The sequence below is a fragment of the Burkholderia sp. MSMB1589WGS genome (assembly GCF_001636105.1).
Taxonomy (GTDB): domain Bacteria; phylum Pseudomonadota; class Gammaproteobacteria; order Burkholderiales; family Burkholderiaceae; genus Burkholderia; species Burkholderia humptydooensis.
Genome location: NZ_LNJT01000007.1, coordinates 621,861 through 642,487, shown reverse-complemented (window position 1 = coordinate 642,487; position 20,627 = coordinate 621,861). Strand labels below are relative to the sequence as shown.

Genomic DNA, 20,627 nt, shown 5'->3' with positions numbered 1-20,627 from the left:
GCCGGCTTCGCGCCGCGCCCGCGCGAGGAGCGCTTACACGCCCTGTTTGAGGCTCGCGCTGATGAAGTCGTCGAGGTCGCCGTCGAGGACGGCTTTCGTGTTGCTCATTTCGACGTTCGTGCGCAGATCCTTCACGCGGCTCTGGTCGAGCACGTACGAGCGGATCTGGTGGCCCCAGCCCACGTCGGTCTTGCTCGATTCGAGCTTGTCCTGCTCGGCCTGGCGCTTGCGCAGCTCGGCTTCGAAGAGGCGCGACTTCAGCATCGCCATTGCTTCCGCGCGGTTGCGGTGCTGCGAGCGGTCGTTCTGGCACTGGACGACGATGCCCGTCGGCATGTGCGTGATCCGCACGGCCGAGTCGGTCTTGTTGATGTGCTGACCGCCCGCGCCCGACGCGCGGTAGGTGTCGATGCGCAGGTCGGCCGGGTTGACCTCGACTTCGATCGAGTCGTCGATCTCCGGGTACACGAACACCGACGAGAACGACGTGTGGCGGCCGCCCGACGAATCGAACGGCGACTTGCGCACGAGGCGGTGGATGCCCGTTTCGGTGCGCAGGTAGCCGTACGCATATTCGCCCGAGACCTTGATCGTCGCGTTCTTGATGCCGGCGACGTCGCCGTCGGACTCTTCGAGCACCTCGGCCTTGAAGCCCTTGCGCTCGCAGTAGCGCAGGTACTGGCGCAGCAGCATCGACGCCCAGTCGCACGCCTCGGTGCCGCCCGCGCCCGCCTGGATGTCGATGAAGCAGTTGTTCGGATCGGCCGGGTTCGAGAACATCCGGCGGAATTCGATGTCGGCGACGCGCGCCTCGAGCTTCGCCGCGTCGGATTCCGTCGCGACGAGCGTGTCCTCGTCGCCTTCCTCGTGCGCGAGATCGAACAGATCCTGCGCGTCGCGCAGGTCGTTATCGAGCTCGGTCAGCGTCGTGACGACGCTCTCGAGCGACTTCTTCTCGCGGCCGAGCGCCTGGGCGTTCTTCGAGTCGTTCCAGACGTTCGGATCTTCGAGTTGCTTGTTGACTTCGACTAGACGTTCGGACTTGACGTCGTAGTCAAAGATACCCCCGTAGCTCGCCTGCGCGCCGGCGCAGGTCCGCGAGGGAGCTTTCGATCGCGTTCAGACGTTCCGCTTCCATGATCTTGTTCGCTTTTGATGCTTCGTGAAAAGGGGAAATTATAGCCGATCGGGGGAGGCGGCCGGTACGGCGCCGGGCGGGCGGCCGCGCGCGGCGCGGGGGCGGGACGCGCGGATTCGGGGCGTCAGGAATCCGCGACGGATCGGCGCGCGGCATCGAAGGGCATCGAGCGGCCGCTCGCGTTACGCCGCGTGCTCGACGATCAACTGCACGCGCGTCATCCCGTTCCACGTGTCGCTCGCAAGCCGGAACGCGACCGTCGCGCGCGCGGGCAGCGGCTCCGCATGGTTGAACCAGATCGCGTTGAAGCGCTGGCGGCCGCGCATCAATTGCAGCTTCAGGTGCTTGTCCTTGACGAGCGCCTGCGACGCGACGTCGAATTCGCCGGAGAAGAGCGGCGCCGGGAAGCCCTGGCCCCAGACGGCGGCATCGAGCAGCTCGACGACCTGCGGCGTGAAGTACGCGTCCTCGAGATCGCCGTCCGTCTCGATCACGCGCGCGAGCGCGTCGTCGGTCAGCCATTCGCGCGCGACCGCCTCGAACGCGGCGGCGAAGCGCGGCACGTTTCCGGTGTCGAGCGTGACGCCCGCCGCCATCGCGTGGCCGCCGAACGTGACGATCAGATCGGGCTCGCGCTTCGAGATCAGGTCGATCGCGTCGCGCAGATGGAAGCCGGGGATCGAGCGGCCGGAGCCCTTCACGCGCGCGCCGCCGTCGTCCGCGTGCGCGAACGTGAACGCCGGCCGGTGGAAGCGCTCCTTCAGCCGCCCCGCGACGATCCCGATCACGCCCTGGTGCCATTCGGGATTGAAGAGCGTGATCGTCGCCGCTTCGGCGGGATCGACCGATGCGAGATCGGCGAGCGCCTGCTGCTGCATGCCGGCCTCGATCTCGCGCCGCTCGCGGTTCATCGCGTCGAGCTGCTGCGCGAGCTCCCACGCGCGGCCGATGTCGTCGGTCGTCAGGCATTCGATGCCGAGCGACATGTCCGACAGGCGGCCCGCCGCGTTCAGGCGCGGGCCGAGGCCGAAGCCGAGATCGAAGCCCGATGCGCTGCGCGCGTCGCGCGCGGCCGCTCGAAAGAGCGCCGCGACGCCGGGCTGCATCCGTCCGTTGCGAATCCGCTGCAGGCCCTGCGCGACGAGCACGCGATTGTTGCCGTCGAGGCGCACGACGTCGGCCACCGTGCCGAGCGCGACGAGGTCGAGGAGGCCGTCGAGCCGAGGCTCGGGGCGGCGCTCGCCGAACGCGCCGCGCGCGCGCAGCTCGGCGCGCAGCGCGAGCAGCACGTAGAACATCACGCCGACGCCCGCGATGTGCTTGCTCGGGAATGCGCAGCCGGGCTGGTTCGGATTGACGATCGCGCGCGCGGCGGGCAGCGTGTCGCCGGGCAGGTGGTGATCGGTGACGAGCACGTCGATGCCGCGCGCGTTCGCGGCCGCGACGCCGTCGACGCTCGCGATTCCGTTGTCGACGGTGATCAGCAGATCGGGCTTTCTCGCGGCCGCGAGCTCGACGATCTCGGGCGTGAGCCCGTAGCCGTATTCGAAGCGGTTCGGCACGAGGTAGTCGATCTTCGCGCCGAACATCCGCAGGCCGCGCACGGCGACCGCGCAGGCGGTCGCGCCGTCGCAGTCGTAATCGGCGACGACGAGCATCTTGCGGCCGGCTTCGAGCGCATCGGCGAGGAGCGCGGCGGCATCCGCGCAGCCCTTCAACTGCGCGGGGGGCGCGAGGCGCGACAGCGCGGTCTCGACGTCGGCGGGCGACGCGATTCCGCGCGCCGCGTACAGGCGGGCGAGCACGGGGTGCAGCCCGTGGCGGGCGAGCGCGTCGAGCGCGGCGGGGACGGCTAGGCGGGTGACGATGCGGGTCATGCGAAACGGTTGTCGTTATTCGAACAGGGAGGCGAGCGCGCGGCGGCGCCAGAACTTGCGCAGGTCGCCGCGCGTCGCGGCGAGCGTCGCGGCGCTCGTGTCGCCGCACAGCGTGAGCGCGAGCTCGCCGATGCGGCCTCGCGCGAGCGCGTCGAGAGCAGGCGCGAACCAGTCGCGCTCGAGCGCGGCGAGCGCGTCGTGCCAGCGCGCCCAGTCCTGCTCGATGAACGGCGTCGTCAGCGCGTCGAGCTCGACGAGCGTCGCGCCGTCCGGCTGCGACGCGGCGCCGGCTGTGAGCGCGTCGAGCGCGGCGGGCGGCTCGCCTGCGGCCGCGCCCGCGGCGAGGGCGAGCCCGCGGGCGGCCGGCGAGCGCGACAGCACGCGCGCGAACGGACGTGTCACGGGCTTCATCGCGCCTTGCGCATGGAACCAGATCGAATTGACGGCCGGGTAGCCGCGCGCCTCGCGCGCCTCGTTGACGGGATGCCGGAACCAGGCCATCTGCACTTCGTTCTGCAGCTTCATCCACGCGCGCGAGCGTTCGCCCGTTTGCGTCTCGTGCGGCAGCCAGATCTCGATGTTGCGGCCGCTCGCGCGCAGCGGCGCGGCGCCCGCGAGTCCGGCGAGCTGCGGGCTCGACAGATACCAGCGCGACGCGCGCGGCGCCTGCACCTTCACGCCGAGCTCCTCAATCAGCGGACGCGCGCTGTCGAGGAGTGCGGCGGCTTCGTCGTCGCCGATCTCGAGCGATGCGGGATCGATCAGCACGAGATGGTCGGTCGCGATCCGCACGTGCACGGGCTCGACGCACGCCCACGTGTCGCCGCCGGGCGCGCCGCCGTCGGCCATGAGCATGTACGGCGCGAGCGGCGCGTCGTCGGCGTCGTCGGCAATCGCGCCGAACCGGCGCGCGAGCCAGCGCTCGTGCGGCAGCGTGCGCTGGAAGTCTTCGCCGACCGTGTGCTCGACGAGCCGCGCGCGGGCGACGAGCTTCGCGAGCGCGGGGCTGTCGAGCGTATGGAGGGAAGACGCGGCGTCGGCGGCCGACGGCAGCGCGAAGGGCACGAGGAAATGAAGACGTTGGGCACGCATGATGGTGCGCATTGTAGGCCAAACGGCAAGGCCGGTCGCCGACGGCGCGCTGCGAGCCGGACGCGCGGCGCGAGGGGGCGGGTGGGTAAAATTGTCGACCGGCGCCGCGCGCGTCGTGAGCATGGACATCGTGCGTGCCGCTCGCCGGCGAGCCCGTGGCGCAGCCCATCCGCCGGCCGGCCGACGATGCATCGATCGTGCCCGGGCGCGGGGGCGACCGATCGCGGATCGCCGCTGCATGCGCTGTTGCGTGTGCAGCCCGAACGCGTTTCACTGATCCGGAACGTTTTCAGGGTCGATTAAGCATTGTGTGGCACACTGCGCGCGTAATCGGGTCCACCCGGTTCCTGCGCGCGGATTCGCGCGGCGCGCGGCGTCTCAACCAGCAGAAAGGATACGCTTGAAACTTCCGTACGAATGGCAGATCGGCTGGCGCTACACGCGCGCCGGCAAACGCACGACCGGCAACGGCTTCATTTCCTTCATCGCGCTCGTGTCGATGCTCGGGATCGCGCTCGGCGTCGCGGCGCTCATCGTCGTGCTGTCGGTGATGAACGGCTTCCAGAAAGAGGTGCGCGACCGGATGCTGTCGGTGCTCGCGCACGTCGAGATCTTCTCGCCGACGGGCTCGATGCCCGACTGGCAACTGACCGCGAAGGAAGCGCGCCTGAACAAGGCGGTCATCGGCGCGGCGCCGTACGTCGACGCGCAGGCGCTCCTCACGCGCCAGGACGCGGTGAGCGGCGTGATGCTGCGCGGCGTCGAGCCGTCGCTCGAGCCGCAGGTGTCCGACATCGGCAAGGACATGAAGGCGGGCGCGCTCACGGCGCTCGCGCCCGGCCAGTTCGGGATCGTGCTCGGCAACGCGCTCGCGGGCAATCTCGGCGTGGGCGTCGGCGACAAGGTCACGCTCGTCGCGCCGGAGGGCACGATCACGCCGGCCGGGATGATGCCGCGCCTGAAGCAGTTCACGGTGGTCGGCATCTTCGAGTCCGGCCATTACGAATACGACAGCTCGCTTGCGATGATCGACCTCCAGGACGCGCAGGCGCTCTTCAGGCTGCCCGCGCCGACGGGCGTGCGGCTGCGCCTCGCGGACATGCAGCGGGCGCCGCAGGTCGCGCGCGAGCTCGCGCACACGCTGTCGGGCGACCTGTACATCCGCGACTGGACGCAGCAGAACAAGACGTGGTTCTCCGCGGTGCAGATCGAGAAGCGGATGATGTTCATCATCCTGACGCTCATCATCGCGGTCGCGGCGTTCAATCTGGTGTCGTCGCTCGTGATGACGGTGACGAACAAGCAGGCGGACATCGCGATCCTGCGCACGCTCGGCGCGCAGCCGGGCTCGATCATGAAGATCTTCGTCGTGCAGGGCGTGACGATCGGCTTCGTCGGCACCGCGACGGGCGTCGCGCTCGGCTGCCTGATCGCGTGGAGCATTCCGTGGCTCGTCCCGATGATCGAGCATGCGTTCGGCGTGCAGTTCCTGCCGCCGTCGGTGTACTTCATCAGCGAGCTGCCGTCCGAGCTCGTCGCGGGCGACGTGATCAAGATCGGCGTGATCGCTTTCGCGCTGTCCGCGCTCGCGACGCTCTATCCGAGCTGGCGCGGCGCGAAGGTGCGCCCCGCGGAGGCGCTGCGCTATGAATGACCGGGTTTTCGAACAGACGATGAATCAGAACCATCAGGGCGGCGCCGAGCGCGAATGCGTGCTCGAGGCGCACGGAATCACAAAGACGTTCGTGCAGGGCGGCTTCAACGTGCAGGTGCTCGACAACGCGCAGGTATCGGTGCGGCGCGGCGAGAAGCTCGCGATCGTCGGCGCGTCGGGCTCGGGCAAGAGCACGCTGCTGCACGTGCTGGGCGGGCTCGACGAGCCGAGCGCGGGGCAGGTGTCGCTGCTCGGCAAGCCGTTCACGCAGCTTGCCGAGCGCGAGCGCAACGATCTGCGCAACCGCGCGCTCGGCTTCGTCTATCAGTTTCACCATCTGCTGCCGGAGTTCACCGCGCTCGACAACGTGGCGATGCCGCTCAGAATTCGCCGGATGTCGACCGAGGAGGCGCGTCACCATGCGCGCGAGATGCTCGAGCAGGTGGGGCTCGGCGCGCGCGCGAAGCACCGGCCGGGCGAGCTGTCGGGCGGCGAGCGGCAGCGCGTCGCGATCGCGCGCGCGCTCGTCACGAAGCCCGCGTGCGTGCTCGCCGACGAGCCGACGGGCAACCTCGACGGCTCGACCGCCGATCACGTGTTCCATCTGATGCTCGAGCTGTCGAGAACGCTCGACACGAGCTTCGTGATCGTCACGCACGATCCGGATCTCGCCGCGCGCTGCGACCGCATCCTGCGGCTGCGCGACGGCGTGCTGCACGAGGAGCCGGCCGTGCCGGTGTGACGCGATGTGGATCGACACGCATTGCCATCTCGATGCGCCGGAGTTCGACGCCGACCGCGAGGTCGTCGCCGCCGCGGCGCGGGCGGCGGGCGTGTCGCGCATCGTGATTCCGAGCGTCGGGCGGATGAATTTCCCGACGGTGCGCGAGCTCGCGCATGCGACGCGGGGCGCGGTCTACGCGCTCGGCATTCATCCGATGTACACGCCGAATGCGCGCGACGAGGATCTCGACCGGCTGCGGATGGAAATCGAAGCGAGCATCGGCGATCCGCGCTTCGTCGGCATCGGCGAGATCGGTCTCGACTACTTCGTGCCGGGGCTCGACGAGAGCCGGCAGCACTTCTTCTACGACGCGCAGTTGCGGCTCGCGCGTGACTTCGATCTGCCCGTCGTGTGCCACGTGCGCAAGTCGCAGGATCGCGTGCTGGCCGGGCTGCGGCGCGCGGGCGTGCGGCGCGGCATCGCGCATGCGTTCAACGGCAGTTTCCAGCAGGCCGACGCGTATCTCGCGCAAGGGCTCAAGCTTGGTTTCGGCGGCAACGTGACGTTCGGCCGTGCGCGGCAGATCAGGCGGCTCGCCGGGCAACTGCCGCTCGACGCGCTCGTCGTCGAGACCGACGCGCCCGACATTCCTCCCGAATGGCGCTACAGGCAGCGCAACACGCCCGACCAGGTGCCGCGCATCGGCGCCGTGATCGCCGAGCTGCGCGGCATCGATGTCGACGCGCTTTCCCTATCCACTTCGGCTAACGCGCTTGCCGCGCTGCCGCGACTCGCGCTTTCGTCCGCATAATCGATTCGTGACGGACAGGCGTCGCTCGGGCGGCGCGAAAAGACGGAGGCGCGATGCGGGCGAGGTGCGGCGCGTTCGCGCTCGGCGTCGTCGCGCTGCAGCAGCAGACGGCGTTGCCGGGCGCGGCGGCATGGGCGGGCGGTGTGCTCGCGTTCGGCTTGTGCGTGTGGCTCGCGCTCGCGTGGCGCGGCGGCGCGCGTGCGCGCATGCGACTGGCCGGGTTCTGCGCATGCTGCTGCGCGGCGGCGCTCGCGGGCTTCGGCTACGCGGCGGCGCGCGCTCAGTGGCGGCTCGCCGATGCGCTGCCCGCGCCGTGGGAAGGGCGCGACATCGTCGTGACGGGCGCCGTGCGCGGACTGCCGTCGCGCGATGCGAACGGCACGCGTTTCCTGTTCGACGTCGACGAAAACGATGCAGGCATCGCGCGGTTTCCGGCGACGCTATCGCTTGCGTGGTACGCGTTCGGCCGCGCGGCCGCGTCGCCGCCCGAGTTCGTGCCGGGCGACCGATGGCGGCTGCGCGTGCGTCTGAAGCGCCCGCACGGCGAGGCGAATTTCGGCGTGCGCGACGCGGAGGCGGCGTGGCTCGCGCGCGGCATCCGGGCGCTCGGCTACGTGTCGGCGCCGCACGATGCGCGGCGGCTCGCGGGGCGCGTGCCCGGCATCGCGGCCGTGATCGACCAGTTGCGCGCGCGCCTGCGCGGGCGCATCGCCGATGCGCTCGGCGATGCCGCGCATCGCGGGATCGTCGTCGCGCTCGCGATCGGCGCGCAGGACGACATCGCCGACGACGACCGGCGCATCCTGCGCGATACCGGCACGAGCCATCTCGTCGCGATTTCCGGGCTGCACGTCGGGATGGTCGGCGGCCTGTGCGCGTGGCTCGCGGGCGGGTTCTGGCGCCGCTCGGGCTATGTCGGGCGCAACTGGCCGCTCGTCGTGTCCGCGCAGAAAGTCGCGGCGCTCGGCGCGATCGCCGGCGGCGCCGGCTATGCGGCGCTCGCGGGCTTCAACGTGCCCGCGCAGCGCGCGTGGTGGATGCTCGCCGCCGCGGGCGTCGCGCATCTCAGCGGGCGGTCGCTCGCGCCTTCGTCGGTGCTGGCGGCGGCGCTCGGCTGCGTGCTGCTCGTCGATCCGTGGGCGGTGACGTCGGCGGGGTTCTGGCTGTCGTTCTGCGCGGTCGCGGCGATCCTGTTCGTGTCGTCGGGGCGAAGCGCTGCACGCGACGCATGCGACGCCCGCGACATCGGCGGTGCGCACGACCTGCGCCGCCTGATCGAAGGCGCAGGGGGCGAACGCATGTCGCCGTCGTCGCATCGCGCGCGGTGGCGTGCCGCGCGCGGGCGGGCGTGGATCGCGGCGTGGACGGGAGCGAGGCGGGCGGCAGGGCGGCTCGTTCAGCACTTGCGCGATGCCGCGCGGGCGCAGTTCGCGGTGACGATCGCGCTCGCGCCGCTTACCGTGCTGTGGTTCGCGCAGATCCCGCTCGCCGGCCCGCTCGCGAACGCGTTCGCGATTCCGTGGGTCGGCTCGCTCGTCACGCCGATCGTGCTCGCGGGCGTCGTGCTGCCCGCGCCGCTCGACGCTTCGGCATACGCGCTCGCGCATGCGCTCGTCGCAACGCTGATGCGGCTCCTCGATGCGGTTGCCGGCGCGGGGCGCACGGTCTGGATGCTGCCGACGCCGGGCGGCTTCGCGCTCGCCACGGCAGCGGTGGGCGTCGTGTGGGCGCTGACGCCGCGCGGCTGGCCGCTGCGCGGTGCGGCGCCGCTCGCGTGGCTGCCGCTTGTCGTGCCGGCGCCGCTCGCCCCGCCCGACGGCGCGTTCCGGCTGACGGCGCTCGACGTCGGCCAGGGTTCCGCTGTGCTGATCGAGACCGCGCGGCATACGCTGTTGTTCGACGCGGGCCCGGGGCCTGAGGCGTCGAACGCGGGCGAACGGATCGTCGTGCCGTTTTTGCGCGCAGGGGGCGTGCGCCTGCTCGACGCGCTCGTCGTGAGCCATGCGGATTCGGATCACGCGGGCGGCGCGCCCGCCGTCCTCGAATCGGTCGCGGTCGCGCAGGTGACGGGCGGGCTGCCGCCGCCGAACCGCCTGTGGCGCGTCGCGCGCGCGGCCGGCGTGGCCGACGCGCTGCCGTGCGCGGCGGGGCAGCGCTGGCGTTGGGACGGCGTCGAGTTCGCGACGCTCTGGCCCGCCGGCGGCCCGCGCGCGGGCGGCGCGACGAACGCGCAGTCGTGCGTGCTGCGCGTGTCGGCGGGCGAGCGTGCGGCGCTCCTGACGGGCGACGTCGACGCGCGCTCCGAGCGCGCGCTCGTTGCCGGATCGGGCGGCGCGCTCGCCGCGCAGGTGCTCGTCGTTCCGCACCACGGCAGCCGCACGTCGTCGACCGAGCCCTTCCTCGATTCGGTCGAACCGCGCATTGCCATATTTCAGGTAGGCTACGCCAACAGGTTTCACCATCCGCATCCAACCGTCTGGGCGCGCTATGCGGTACGCGGCATCGAGTTGCCGCGTACCGACCGCGACGGCGCGGTGCGCATCGACATGATGCCGAGCGGCGCGCTTCCCGCGCCGGTACGATACCGGGACGCGCACCGGCGCTACTGGATGGACCGTTGACGCGGTGCGGCGGCTACGACAGGGAGACAGCGTCGTTTGAAGGACATCATCCATTTCTCGCATGCGAACGGCTTTCCGGCGTCCGTCTACCGGACGATCTTCGCCGAGCTCGCGGACGATTACGAATTGCGCTTCATCGAGCGGATCGGCCATGACCGCCGCTTTCCGGTGACGCGCGATTGGCCGCACCTCGTCGAGCAACTGCTCGACGACATCGGCCGCGCGTACGAGCGGCCCGTGTGGCTCGTCGGCCATTCGCTCGGCGGCTATCTGTCGCTGATGGCGGCGCTCAAGCGCCCGCAATGGGTGCGCGGCGTGGTGATGCTCGATTCGCCCGTGATTGCCGGCTGGCGCAGCAGCGCGCTGCGCGTGAGCCAATGGACGGGGCTCGACGAGCGCCTGTCTCCCGCCGCCGCGACGCGCACCCGCCGCGTCCATTGGGCGAGCCGCGACGACGCGTGGCGGCATTTCCGCGCGAAGTCCGCGTTCGCGCGCTGGGACGAGCGGATGCTGTCCGACTACATCGACTACGGCATTCCGCAGACGAGTGCGAAGGGCGAGCGCGCGCTCGCATTCGACCGGCAGATCGAATACATGATCTACCGGACGCTGCCGCACACGCTCGGCCCGCGCCTCGCGCACGGCGCGCCCGTGCCGGTCGGCTTTCTCGCCGGCACGCGCTCGCGCGAGATCCGCCAGATCGGGCTCGCGGCGACGCGCCGGGCCGTGCGCGGCCGGATCGAATGGCTCGAGGGCAGCCATCTCTTTCCGATGGAGCGGCCGCTCGAGACCGCGCGCGCGCTGCAGCGCATGATCAATACGCTGCGCGCGGCGGAAGGCGGCGGCGACGCGCGGCGCGGATGATCGAGGCGGCGCGCGCGGCTTGCGTGCAGCGAGGTGCGGGAAGGAGCGGGATGGCCGGGCGGCGCGGGCGCGCTCGAACCGGACGGGGAAGGGGGGCGGTCGAGCGTCGATTGCCGAGTGACGCGCGGCCTTTACGGTATAATCCGTTTTTCCCGCGAGCATCCAGCGATGACCAAATATGTTTTCGTCACCGGCGGCGTAGTTTCCTCCCTCGGCAAGGGCATTGCCGCCGCCTCTCTCGCCGCGATCCTTGAATCGCGCGGTCTCAGAGTCACCCTCCTCAAACTCGATCCATACATCAACGTCGATCCCGGCACGATGAGCCCGTTTCAGCACGGCGAAGTGTTCGTGACGGAAGACGGCGCGGAGACGGATCTCGACCTCGGCCACTATGAGCGCTTCATCAGCACGAAGATGCGCAAGGCCAACAACTTCACGACCGGCCAGATCTACGAATCGGTGATCCGCAAGGAGCGCCGCGGCGATTACCTCGGCAAGACCGTCCAGGTGATCCCGCACATCACGAACGAGATCCAGGCGTTCATCGAGCGCGGCGCGGCATCGGCCACCTGCGGCGAGCCGGACGTGGCGATCGTCGAGATCGGCGGCACGGTGGGCGACATCGAGTCGCTGCCGTTCCTCGAGGCGGCGCGCCAGATGAGTCTGCGCCTCGGCCGCAACAGCGCATGCTTCGTTCACCTGACGCTCGTGCCGTTCATCGCGACGGCGGGCGAGCTGAAGACGAAGCCGACCCAGCACAGCGTGCAGAAGCTGCGCGAGATCGGCATTTTGCCGCACGTGCTGCTCTGCCGCGCCGATCGCCCGATCCCCGACGACGAATCGAAGAAGATCTCGCTCTTCTCGAACGTGCCGGAAGACGCGGTGATCTCGGTGTGGGACGTCGACAGCATCTACAAGATTCCGCAGATGCTGCACGACCAGGGGCTCGACCGCATCATCTGCGAGGAACTGCGCCTCGATCCGCAGCCGGCCGACCTGCGCATGTGGGCGGGGCTCGTCGAGAAGCTTCAGAATCCGAAGCACGAGGTGACGATCGGGATGGTCGGCAAGTACGTCGACCTGACGGAGTCGTACAAGTCGCTGATCGAAGCGCTGCGTCATGCGTCGATCCACACGTCGACGAAGGTCAACATCGAGTACATCGATTCGGAAGAGCTCGAGGCGAACGGCACCGCGAGCCTCGCGCATCTCGACGCCGTGCTCGTGCCGGGCGGCTTCGGCCGGCGCGGCACCGAAGGCAAGATCGCGGCCGTGCGCTACGCGCGCGAGGCGAAGGTGCCGTATCTCGGCATCTGCCTCGGCATGCAGCTCGCCGTCATCGAATTCGCGCGCGATGTCGTCGGCCTCAAGCAGGCGAACAGCACCGAGTTCGATTCGAACACGCCGGAGCGCGTCGTCGCGCTGATCACCGAGTGGTACGACCGCGAGGGCAAGGTCGAGAAGCGCACCGAGGAATCCGACCTCGGCGGCACGATGCGGCTCGGCTCGCAGCGCTGCCCGATCAAGCCGGGCACGCTCGCCGAGGAGATCTACGGCAAGGACGTGAACGAGCGCCACCGTCACCGCTATGAAGTCAACAACCGCTTCGTGCCGCAGCTCGAAGCGGGCGGCCTCGTGATCAGCGCGCGCACGCCGAGCGAGGATCTGCCGGAAATGATGGAGCTGTCGCGCGGGATGCACCCGTGGTTCGTTGGCGTCCAGTTCCACCCGGAATTCACGTCGACGCCGCGTGACGGCCATCCGCTCTTCAAATCGTTCGTTCAAGCCGCGCTCGCGTGTCAGCAGGCGCGCGCCGGAGCGAAGGCATGAATCTCGCCGGATTCGAAGTCGGCCTCGACAAGCCGTTCTTCCTGATCGCCGGCACCTGCGTCGTCGAATCGGAGCAGATGACGATCGATACCGCGGGTCGGCTGAAGGAGATCTGCGCGAAGCTCGGCGTGCCGTTCATCTACAAGTCTTCGTACGACAAGGCCAATCGCAGTTCGGGCAAGTCGTTTCGCGGGCTCGGGATGGACGCGGGGCTGCGGATTCTCGCCGAGGTGAAGCGCCAACTGAACGTGCCGGTGCTCACCGACGTGCACGAGATCGACGAGATCGCGCCCGTGGCGGCCGTCGTCGACGTGCTGCAGACGCCCGCGTTCCTGTGCCGCCAGACCGATTTCATCCGCGCGTGCGCGCAATCGGGCAAGCCCGTCAATATCAAGAAGGGCCAGTTCCTTGCGCCGCACGACATGAAGAACGTGATCGACAAGGCGCGCGACGCCGCGCGCGAAGCGGGGTTGTCGGAAGACCGCTTCATGGCGTGCGAGCGCGGCGTGTCGTTCGGCTACAACAATCTCGTGTCGGACATGCGGTCGCTCGCGATCATGCGCGAGACGCTCGCGCCCGTCGTGTTCGACGCGACCCACTCGGTGCAACTGCCAGGTGGGCAGGGCACGAGCTCGGGCGGCCAGCGCGAGTTCGTGCCGGTGCTCGCGCGCGCGGCGGTCGCCACGGGCGTCGCGGGGCTTTTCATGGAGACGCACCCGAATCCGGCCGAGGCCAAGTCCGATGGCCCGAATGCGGTGCCGCTCGGCAGGATGGCCGCGCTGCTGGAGACGCTCGTCACGCTCGATCAGGCGGTGAAGCGCGCGCCGTTCCTGGAAAACGATTTCAATTGATGAACTCGGCGGCCGTTGCGCGCGTCAGTAGCAGGAGCGGCTGCCGCGCCGGATCGGCCGCCGTCGCTGAAGACAGGAACCATCGTCATTTTCAGAGGAAACCATGAGTGCAATCGTAGACATCATCGGCCGCGAAATTCTGGATTCGCGCGGCAATCCCACCGTCGAATGCGACGTGCTGCTCGAATCGGGCACGATGGGCCGCGCGGCGGTGCCGTCGGGCGCGTCGACCGGCTCGCGCGAGGCGATCGAGCTGCGCGACGGCGAAGCCGGCCGCTACAACGGCAAGGGCGTGCTGAAGGCGGTCGAGCACATCAACACCGAGATCTCCGAAGCGATCATGGGCCTCGACGCGTCCGAGCAGGCGTTCCTCGACAAGACGCTGCTCGAGCTCGACGGCACCGACAACAAGTCGCGCCTCGGCGCGAACGCGATGCTCGCCGTGTCGATGGCGGTCGCGAAGGCCGCGGCTGAAGAAGCCGGCCTGCCGCTGTACCGCTATTTCGGCGGCTCGGGCGCGATGCAACTGCCGGTGCCGATGATGAACATCGTCAACGGCGGCGCGCACGCGAACAACAGCCTCGACATCCAGGAATTCATGATCGTTCCGGTCAGCCAGCCGACGTTCCGCGAAGCGCTGCGTTGCGGCGCGGAAGTGTTTCATGCGCTGAAGAAGATCCTCGGCGACCGCGGCATGAGCACGGCGGTCGGCGACGAAGGCGGCTTCGCGCCGAACTTCGGCAGCAACGACGAATGCCTGTCGACGATCCTGCAGGCGATCGAGAAGGCCGGCTATCGCGCGGGCGAGGACGTGCTGCTCGCGCTCGACTGCGCGGCGTCCGAGTTCTACCACGACGGCAAGTACCAGCTCGCGGGCGAGGGCCTGCAACTGTCGTCGGCCGAATTCACCGATTACCTCGCAACGCTCGCCGACAAGTTCCCGATCGTGTCGATCGAAGACGGCATGCACGAAAGCGACTGGGACGGCTGGAAGCTCCTGACCGAGCGCCTCGGCAAGAAGGTGCAGTTGGTCGGCGACGACCTGTTCGTCACGAACACGCGCATCCTGAAGGAAGGCATCGAGAAGGGCATCGCGAACTCGATCCTCATCAAGATCAACCAGATCGGTACGTTGACCGAAACGTTCGCGGCGATCGAGATGGCCAAGCGCGCGGGCTACACGGCCGTGATTTCGCACCGTTCGGGCGAAACCGAGGATTCGACGATCGCCGACATCGCAGTCGGCCTGAACGCCGGCCAGATCAAGACGGGCTCGCTCTCGCGCAGCGATCGCATTTCGAAGTACAACCAACTGCTTCGCATCGAAGAGGACCTGGGCGACATCGCGAGCTACCCGGGCAAATCGGCGTTCTACAACCTGCGCTGACGCGCGCTAACGCGTTACTATCGGTCTTGTTCACTGATGACGCCGCTTCGCGATCCCGTGAAGCGGCGCTTCTTATATCTGCGGCTTATTCATGCGGCTCGTTACCGTCGTTCTGATCGCTTTGCTGGTCGTGATTCAGTACCCGTTGTGGTGGGGGCACGGCGGCTGGCTGCGGGTGCACGAGTTGCGGCAGCAGTTGAACGACCAGTTGCAGAAGAACGCCGATGCGAAGCTGCGCAACGAGCGGATTGCGGGCGAGGTGCAGGATCTGCAGAGCGGCACGTCGGCGATCGAGGAGCGCGCGCGCTACGAAATGGGCATGGTGAAGGACGGCGAAGTGTTCGTGCAGTTCGTGTCGCCGAATTCGCCGGCGCCCGCGGCGCAGAGCAACGCGCAGCCGTCGACGTCGACGCGCGGCGAGGTGTCGGCCGCGCCGATGCGCGTCGTGCCGAATCCGGTGTCGCGCGCAAAGCCCGAGAAGCGGCACGGCGGCGACAAGGCGCACAAGCCGGCGCACGGCTGACGGGCGCGCCGCCGGGCGTTGCACGGTGAAGATTTTTTGTTTCCCGTGGGTTTTCAATTCGCCGGAATTCGGCGATTTCACCACCACCAGCCCGGGTAGCCGTAGCTGAAGCCCGACCCCCAGCCATGTCCCCAGCCGCCGCCATAGTAGCCGCCGTAATAGGTGACGGGCGGCGGATAGTAGTACGACCAGGCGCGCGCCGCGTCCTCGGCCGCGATCGCCGCATTCTGCTCGCGCAGCACCTGCCGGTCGATCTCGTCGTAGCGCTTGCGCTCGTCGGGCGTGAGCGTGTGCGCCGGGGTGCCCGCCTGCTCGGGCAGACGACTCAGGACCGTCGTCGACGGCGGCGCGACGCATCCGCTCAGCGACGCGGCCGCAACGAGCGCCGCGAGCGGCGCGGCGTGAACGAGAATCGGTTTCATGCTGCTGCCTCCTGGCTTGTGCCGGCGCCGCGCTCGCCGGACGGCGGCGCGGCGCATTGCCCGCTTGCTCGTTTGTCCGTTTGCTCGCGGGCGAATCAGTGCCGTTGCGCGGCGGCGGGCGCGACGCCGGCGCCGAGCTCGGGCGTCGAGAATAGCTGGACGACGTCGACCGGATCGAATTCGTAGCGCTGATTGCAGAATTCGCAGTGGATCTCGACGTGGCCGCGCTCTTCGATCACGCCGTCGATCTCGACGCGCCCGAGCATGCGCAGCATCCCGCCAACCTTCTCGCGCGAGCACGTGCACTGGAAGCGCGTGGCCGTCGGTTCGAAGTGCTGCACGTTCTCCTGCCAGAACAGACGCCGGAACACGGTCTCGGGTTCCACTTCGAGCAGCTCTTTCGACGACAGCGTGCCGCCGAGCGTGCAGACGCGCTCCCACGTATCCGTATCGGTCTCCTCGACGCGCGGCACGATCCCGCCGTCGCCCGGCAGCTTCTGCAGCAGCACGCCGACCGCGCGATCGTGATCGGCGGCGAGCCAGAGGCGCGTGTCGAGCTGCTCGGAGTGCCGCATGTAATGCTCGAGCACGTCGGCGATCGACGCGAGCTGGCCGTCCTCGCCGTTCAGCGGCACGATGCCCTGATACGGCTGCTGGCCGGGCCGCTTGTCGGCGGGATCGAGCGTGATCACGCAGCGGCCGTGGCCGCTCGCGTTGATCAGGTCCGCGAACGAAGTGTCGTCGCCGACGGCCCGCGCGGCGTCGCCCGAGAACTTCGCGGTCGCGCGCATCGCGAGGTCCGAGCTGCACTGGACGACGAGCATCTTCAACGGGCCGTCGCCGAAGATCTGCATGATGAGCGTGCCGTCGAACTTCAGATTTGCCGACAGCAGCGCGCACGCCGCCATCATCTCGCCGAGCACGTTGCGCACGGGCGTCGGATAGTCGCGGCGCGTGAGCACCTCTTGCCACGTGTTGCGCAGCGAGACGATCTCGCCGCGCACCGGGGCCGCGTTGAACATGAATTTCTGTAACTGGTCGCTCACTTTTTCCCTCGACGATCAAACGGCTCGTGCGCGGCGGTTCAGCCGATCCGCACGAGCTGCTCCTTGAAATACGCGCGCCGCATCGCGTAGCTCTTCGTGTTCATGTGCATCCGCGCGACGTCCTCGTCGGACAGCGTACGCACGACCTTCGCCGGCGCGCCGAGAATCAGCGAATTGTCGGGAAACGCCTTGCCCTCGGTGATCACCGCGCCCGCGCCGACCAGACAGTTGCGGCCGATCACCGCGCGATTCAAGATCACGGCCTGAATGCCGATCAGCGAGCCCTCGCCGATCGTGCAGCCGTGCAGCATCGCCTGATGGCCGACCGTCACGTTCGGCGCGATCGTGAGCGGGCAGCCCGGATCGGTGTGCAGCACCGCGCCTTCCTGCACGTTGCTGCCGGCGCCGACCGTGATCGGCTCGTTGTCGCCGCGGATCGTCGCGCCGAACCAGACGCTCGCGTTCTCTTCCAGCACGACCTTGCCGACGATCGTCGCGCTGTCCGCGACGAACACGCTTTCGTGGATGGACGGGGCGTTGTCGCCGAGCTTGTAGATGGTCACGATGTCTCCCTTGGGCCTTGTCTGGGCGGCCGGTACAATGGCGCGCGGTGGCGTCGCGCCTGGATGCGGCGCAATCGAATCTTTTATTGTAAACGGTTGTCCCGGTCGTTCGCGCGCGCAGCGTGCGAGCATGTCGTCTTCTCATGTCATCCGTCTCGATTTCGTCGCCCGAACCGTTGCGCTGCGTGCGCAGCGACGCACTTGCCGCGCTTTGCGAACCCGATCCCGCGCGCAAGGCCGCGCTCGTCGTCGAGCTGCGCTCGGCGCTCATCGACGGCCGCGCGGCGGCGTTCCCCGAGCGCGAGCTGAGCGAGCCCGAGCACGGCCTGCCCGGGCGGCCGGTTCGCCCGGAGCTCGTCGAGCCGCGCCGGCTCGAGCGGCGCAGCATGCGCTCGCCGCAAGGGCGGGTCGTGCTGCTGCATGCGCTCGCGCACATCGAATTCAACGCAATCAATCTCGCGCTCGACGCGGTATGGCGCTTTGCGCGGATGCCCGCGGCGTTCTATGCGGACTGGCTGAAAGTCGCCGCGGAGGAGGCGCACCACTTCTCGCTGCTCGCCGCGCGTCTTGCCGAGTTCGGGCACGCGTACGGCGATTTTCCGGCGCACGACGGCCTCTGGGAGATGTGCGAGCGGACCGCGGGCGACGTGCTCGCGCGGATGGCGCTCGTGCCGCGCACGCTCGAGGCGCGCGGGCTCGACGCGTCGCCGCCGATCCGTGCGCGGCTTCAGCAGGCGGGCGATCATGCATCGGCGGCGATTCTCGACGTGATCCTGCGCGACGAGATCGGCCACGTAGGGATCGGCAATCGCTGGTTTCGCCATCTGTGCGACGACGCCGGGTTCGATCCGCATGCGACCTACGAACGGCTCGCCGAGCAGTATCGGGCGCCGCGGCTGCGCGGCCCGTTCAATGTCGATGCACGGCGCGCCGCGGGCTTTACCGACGACGAATTGAATGCGCTCGTGGCGCAGGACGTCGATCCGAAGGGATGACGCGGGTGCCGGCTCAGTTTGGCTCGTTCGGCACGGCGGGGCGGGTTGCGCCACGCCCGACGCCCGCATCGGCGTGGCCCAGTGTCTGTTCACGCCCGTCATGAGCGTGAACAGACCCTGGAGAAGTGCCTCGACACGCGCCCGGCCTTGCGACTCGCCATACGCCGGACGGGCCGGATCGATATAATCGAACGGTCATTCTTTTTTGGCGGTTGCGATGCACTCCACTCAATCTGTCTCCGATTTCGTCACGGTTCGCGGCGTGAAGCTGCATGTGCGCCGCTGGGGGCGGCCCGATGCGCCGACGCTCTACATGCTGCATGGCTGGATGGACGTCGCCGCGTCGTTCCAGTTCGTCGTCGACGCGCTCGCGGGCGACTGGCAGGTGATCGCGCCCGACGCGCGCGGCTTCGGCCTGTCCGATTGGCCGGTCGCCGCGCAAGGCGGCGGCCATTATTGGTTCCACGAGTACCTGGCGGACCTTGATGCGCTGCTCGATCACTACACGCCGGAAGGCGAGGTAAACCTCGTCGGCCACAGCATGGGCGCGAACGTCGTGTGCCTGTATGCGGGCGCGCGGCCGCGGCGGGTGCGGCGAGTCGTCGATCTGGAGGGCTTCGGGCTCGCGCCCGCGCGCGCCGAGCAGGCGCCGCGGCGCCTCGAGCAATGGCTCGACGAGCTGCGCACGCCGCCGACGCTCAAGCGTTACGCGTCGCTCGAAGACGTCGCCGCGCGCCTCGTGAAGACGAATCCGCGCCTCGAGCCGCGCCGCGCGGCGTTTCTCGCCGCGCATTGGTCGACGCGCGATGCGGATGGCCAGTACCGGCTGCTCGCCGATCCCGCGCACAAGCTGCGCGGCCCGCTGCTGTACAGGCTCGACGAGGTGATGGCGATCTGGGCGAAGGTGCGCGCGAAGGTGCTGCACGTCGAGGCCGTCGATTCGCCGACGTTCGCGTTTCTGGCGGGCGAGATTCCGATTCCCGAGTTCAAGGCGCGCTTTGCGGCGTTCGCCGACTGGCGCGAGAAGCTCGTCGAAGACGCGGGACACATGGTCCATCACGACCAGCCGGAGCAGATCGCGGCGCTGATCGAGGCGTTCTGCGCCTGAGCCGATTTCGAGGGGCGTCGATCCGGGCGGGGCTGCGAATCGGCAAATCGGTGGGCGGCGAAAATCTGAAGGCGAAAGACCGAAGGCGACGAGCGAAGGGCGAAGGAAGGGCGAAGGAAGGGCGAAGGAAGGGCGAAGGAAGGGCGGCCGCGCGCCGGCTCGCCGGGCCCGCCGCCGTTCGCGGTCCCGCCGGCTGAGCGTCTGCGGCGAATTTGCGCGTTGCAGTAGAATGAACGCTTAGCCTCCGACGCCCACGATGAACGCCGATCTCCACTGCCATTCGAACGTTTCCGACGGTCAGCTCGCGCCCGCCGACGTCGCGCGCCGCGCGCACGCGGGCGGCGTCACGCTGTGGGCGCTGACCGATCACGACGAGGTCGGCGGCCAGCGCGCCGCGCGTGAAGCCGCCGAGGCGCTCGGCATGCGCTATCTGCACGGCGTCGAGATTTCCGTGACGTGGGCGTCGCGCACCGTGCACATCGTCGGCCTGAACATCGATCCGCAGAACCCCGCGCTCGTCGACGGGCTCTGCCGCACCCGCAACGGCCGCGCGGCGCGCGCGGTCGCGATCGGCGACGCGCTCGCCGCGCTCGGCATCGAGGGGGCCTACGAAGGCGCGCTCGGCTTTGTGTCGAATCCCGATCTGATCTCGCGCACCCACTTCGCGCGCTTTCTCGTCGACAAGGGCTACGCGGCGTCGATATCCGACGTGTTCGACCGCTATCTCGGCGACGGCAAGCCGGGCTATGTCGCGCACCGCTGGGCGAAGCTGTCGGACGCCGTCACGTGGATCCGGCAGGCGGGCGGCGAAGCGGTCATCGCGCATCCGGGCCGCTATGCGTACACGAGCGTCGAGTTCGACGCGTTCTTCGGCGAGTTCATCGATCTGGGCGGCGTCGCGATCGAGGTCGTGACGGGCAGCCACACGCCCGACCAGTACCGCGAATACGCGGACGTCGCGCGGCGCTTCGGCTTCGAGGCGTCGCGCGGCTCCGATTTTCACGCGCCGGGAGAAGGGCGCACCGAGCTCGGCAGCCTGCCGCCGCTGCCGTCCGATCTCAAGCCCGTCTGGGAGCGCTGGCTGTAGCGGCGTTTGCCGGCAGCACATCCGGCCGCGGCAC

Annotated in this window: 18 protein-coding genes; 12 read left to right on the top strand and 6 right to left on the bottom strand. The window is 69.1% G+C overall.

Features of this window, described 5'->3' with window-relative positions:
* Positions 1-33: 33 nt before the first annotated feature.
* The 3 genes from prfB to WT16_RS10905 all read right to left on the bottom strand — a co-directional run bounded on the left by prfB (position 34) and on the right by WT16_RS10905 (position 4,107).
* Positions 34-1,062: a peptide chain release factor 2 gene (prfB, locus tag WT16_RS10915; RefSeq protein WP_162486750.1), complete on the bottom strand. Its 1,029-nt coding sequence runs from the start codon at positions 1,060-1,062 to the stop codon at positions 34-36.
* A 258-nt stretch (positions 1,063-1,320) separates the two neighbouring features.
* A complete protein-coding gene (gene recJ, locus WT16_RS10910; protein ID WP_015600997.1) occupies positions 1,321-3,015 on the bottom strand; it encodes a single-stranded-DNA-specific exonuclease RecJ in 1,695 nt (564 codons plus the stop codon).
* A gap of 15 nt (positions 3,016-3,030) precedes the next feature.
* Positions 3,031-4,107 carry a hypothetical protein gene (locus WT16_RS10905; RefSeq protein WP_015602068.1) on the bottom strand — a complete coding sequence of 359 codons (1,077 nt, stop codon included), beginning with the start codon at positions 4,105-4,107 and terminating at the stop codon, positions 3,031-3,033.
* 400 nt (positions 4,108-4,507) lie between these two features.
* Here WT16_RS10905 and WT16_RS10900 point away from each other — a divergent pair, with 400 nt between their 5' ends.
* From WT16_RS10900 to ftsB, 9 genes are all read left to right on the top strand, one after another.
* Positions 4,508-5,761 carry a lipoprotein-releasing ABC transporter permease subunit gene (locus tag WT16_RS10900; protein WP_006025966.1) on the top strand — a complete coding sequence of 418 codons (1,254 nt, stop codon included), beginning with the start codon at positions 4,508-4,510 and terminating at the stop codon, positions 5,759-5,761.
* Positions 5,754-6,503 (top strand): lipoprotein-releasing ABC transporter ATP-binding protein LolD, encoded by a 750-nt coding sequence (gene lolD / locus WT16_RS10895; protein ID WP_045554832.1) that lies wholly within the window; start codon positions 5,754-5,756, stop codon positions 6,501-6,503. The genes WT16_RS10900 and lolD overlap by 8 nt, the downstream gene beginning before the upstream one ends.
* A 4-nt stretch (positions 6,504-6,507) precedes the next feature.
* The gene (locus WT16_RS10890) at positions 6,508-7,296 is read left to right on the top strand and encodes a TatD family hydrolase (protein WP_063533327.1); all 789 of its coding nucleotides are present in this window, start codon (positions 6,508-6,510) and stop codon (positions 7,294-7,296) included.
* Positions 7,297-7,349: 53 nt separating this feature from the next.
* Positions 7,350-9,917, top strand: a complete 2,568-nt coding sequence (locus tag WT16_RS10885) for a DNA internalization-related competence protein ComEC/Rec2 (protein ID WP_063533326.1) — start codon at positions 7,350-7,352, stop codon at positions 9,915-9,917.
* Positions 9,918-9,953: 36 nt separating this feature from the next.
* Entirely contained in the window at positions 9,954-10,781 is an 828-nt protein-coding gene (locus WT16_RS10880; RefSeq protein ID WP_059929238.1) for an alpha/beta hydrolase, read from the top strand.
* Between the two features lie 168 nt (positions 10,782-10,949).
* Entirely contained in the window at positions 10,950-12,611 is a 1,662-nt protein-coding gene (locus WT16_RS10875; RefSeq protein WP_006025971.1) for a CTP synthase, read from the top strand.
* Positions 12,608-13,462, top strand: a complete 855-nt coding sequence (gene kdsA, locus WT16_RS10870) for a 3-deoxy-8-phosphooctulonate synthase (protein WP_006025972.1) — start codon at positions 12,608-12,610, stop codon at positions 13,460-13,462. Before WT16_RS10875 ends, kdsA begins: the two co-directional genes overlap by 4 nt.
* A 103-nt stretch (positions 13,463-13,565) precedes the next feature.
* Complete coding sequence (eno, locus tag WT16_RS10865) at positions 13,566-14,849, top strand: phosphopyruvate hydratase (protein ID WP_006025973.1); 1,284 nt, start codon at positions 13,566-13,568, stop codon at positions 14,847-14,849.
* A 91-nt stretch (positions 14,850-14,940) separates the two neighbouring features.
* Positions 14,941-15,372, top strand: coding sequence for a cell division protein FtsB (gene ftsB / locus WT16_RS10860; RefSeq protein WP_009912938.1), 432 nt, complete (start codon positions 14,941-14,943; stop codon positions 15,370-15,372).
* Between the two features lie 77 nt (positions 15,373-15,449).
* On the opposite strand, the gene WT16_RS10855 is transcribed toward ftsB, so the two are convergent.
* From WT16_RS10855 to WT16_RS10845, 3 genes are all read right to left on the bottom strand, one after another.
* The gene (locus tag WT16_RS10855; protein WP_063533840.1) at positions 15,450-15,794 is read right to left on the bottom strand and encodes a hypothetical protein; all 345 of its coding nucleotides are present in this window, start codon (positions 15,792-15,794) and stop codon (positions 15,450-15,452) included.
* 95 nt (positions 15,795-15,889) lie between these two features.
* Complete coding sequence (gene hslO / locus WT16_RS10850; protein WP_015602261.1) at positions 15,890-16,840, bottom strand: Hsp33 family molecular chaperone HslO; 951 nt, start codon at positions 16,838-16,840, stop codon at positions 15,890-15,892.
* A 38-nt stretch (positions 16,841-16,878) separates the two neighbouring features.
* Positions 16,879-17,403, bottom strand: a complete 525-nt coding sequence (locus tag WT16_RS10845; protein WP_006025977.1) for a gamma carbonic anhydrase family protein — start codon at positions 17,401-17,403, stop codon at positions 16,879-16,881.
* Between the two features lie 176 nt (positions 17,404-17,579).
* Here WT16_RS10845 and WT16_RS10840 point away from each other — a divergent pair, with 176 nt between their 5' ends.
* The 3 genes from WT16_RS10840 (at position 17,580) to WT16_RS10830 (ending at position 20,593) form a co-directional block, all read left to right on the top strand.
* A complete protein-coding gene (locus tag WT16_RS10840; protein ID WP_063533839.1) occupies positions 17,580-18,398 on the top strand; it encodes a ferritin-like domain-containing protein in 819 nt (272 codons plus the stop codon).
* 217 nt (positions 18,399-18,615) lie between these two features.
* A complete protein-coding gene (locus WT16_RS10835; RefSeq protein ID WP_063533838.1) occupies positions 18,616-19,506 on the top strand; it encodes an alpha/beta hydrolase in 891 nt (296 codons plus the stop codon).
* Positions 19,507-19,762: 256 nt separating this feature from the next.
* Positions 19,763-20,593: a 3',5'-nucleoside bisphosphate phosphatase gene (locus tag WT16_RS10830; protein ID WP_063533325.1), complete on the top strand. Its 831-nt coding sequence runs from the start codon at positions 19,763-19,765 to the stop codon at positions 20,591-20,593.
* Positions 20,594-20,627: the final 34 nt, after the last annotated feature.

What these genes read in the sequence shown, in the direction of transcription:
- recJ (WP_015600997.1), bottom strand. Translation starts at nt 3,015, where the DNA reads ATGACCCGCATCGTCACCCGCCTAGCCGTCCCCGCCGCGCTCGACGCG.
- WT16_RS10905 (WP_015602068.1), bottom strand. Translation starts at nt 4,107, where the DNA reads ATGCGTGCCCAACGTCTTCATTTCCTCGTGCCCTTCGCGCTGCCGTCG.
- lolD (WP_045554832.1), top strand. Translation starts at nt 5,754, where the DNA reads ATGAATGACCGGGTTTTCGAACAGACGATGAATCAGAACCATCAGGGC.
- WT16_RS10890 (WP_063533327.1), top strand. Translation starts at nt 6,508, where the DNA reads ATGTGGATCGACACGCATTGCCATCTCGATGCGCCGGAGTTCGACGCC.
- WT16_RS10885 (WP_063533326.1), top strand. Translation starts at nt 7,350, where the DNA reads ATGCGGGCGAGGTGCGGCGCGTTCGCGCTCGGCGTCGTCGCGCTGCAG.
- WT16_RS10875 (WP_006025971.1), top strand. Translation starts at nt 10,950, where the DNA reads ATGACCAAATATGTTTTCGTCACCGGCGGCGTAGTTTCCTCCCTCGGC.
- kdsA (WP_006025972.1), top strand. Translation starts at nt 12,608, where the DNA reads ATGAATCTCGCCGGATTCGAAGTCGGCCTCGACAAGCCGTTCTTCCTG.
- eno (WP_006025973.1), top strand. Translation starts at nt 13,566, where the DNA reads ATGAGTGCAATCGTAGACATCATCGGCCGCGAAATTCTGGATTCGCGC.
- ftsB (WP_009912938.1), top strand. Translation starts at nt 14,941, where the DNA reads ATGCGGCTCGTTACCGTCGTTCTGATCGCTTTGCTGGTCGTGATTCAG.
- WT16_RS10855 (WP_063533840.1), bottom strand. Translation starts at nt 15,794, where the DNA reads ATGAAACCGATTCTCGTTCACGCCGCGCCGCTCGCGGCGCTCGTTGCG.
- WT16_RS10835 (WP_063533838.1), top strand. Translation starts at nt 18,616, where the DNA reads ATGCACTCCACTCAATCTGTCTCCGATTTCGTCACGGTTCGCGGCGTG.
- WT16_RS10830 (WP_063533325.1), top strand. Translation starts at nt 19,763, where the DNA reads ATGAACGCCGATCTCCACTGCCATTCGAACGTTTCCGACGGTCAGCTC.